Here is a 229-nt window from a genome sequence, read left to right as displayed (position 1 = left end):
ATACGGGCTTCTTACAACTTGCGATGCCTTCAAGCAGTACAAGCAGTGCTACCAACCAAAAGAACAGTTCTACGCATGTGCTCAGAACCCATACGGTCTTCTAACTGGAACCAACAACAACGGCGCCCCACTCACACAGGATCAGGCTAATGGATACGTAAAAATCTGGAACCAACTTGATTTTGTCTGTGGTGCTGGATTCTCGATCTTTGCCAACTCTGAAGTTTGC

At 46.7% G+C, this 229-nt stretch carries 1 protein-coding gene; it reads left to right on the top strand.

Annotated features, from left to right (window positions below):
* On the top strand, positions 1–229 hold a 229-nt coding region (locus tag SM754_RS20435; RefSeq protein ID WP_323677977.1), incomplete at both ends, for a hypothetical protein.

The sequence above is a fragment of the Halorubellus amylolyticus genome, assembly GCF_034808145.1.
Taxonomy (GTDB): Archaea; Halobacteriota; Halobacteria; order Halobacteriales; family Natrialbaceae; genus Halorubellus.
The sequence above is the reverse complement of the archived record's forward strand: the minus strand, read 5'-3'. Positions and strand labels throughout refer to the sequence as shown.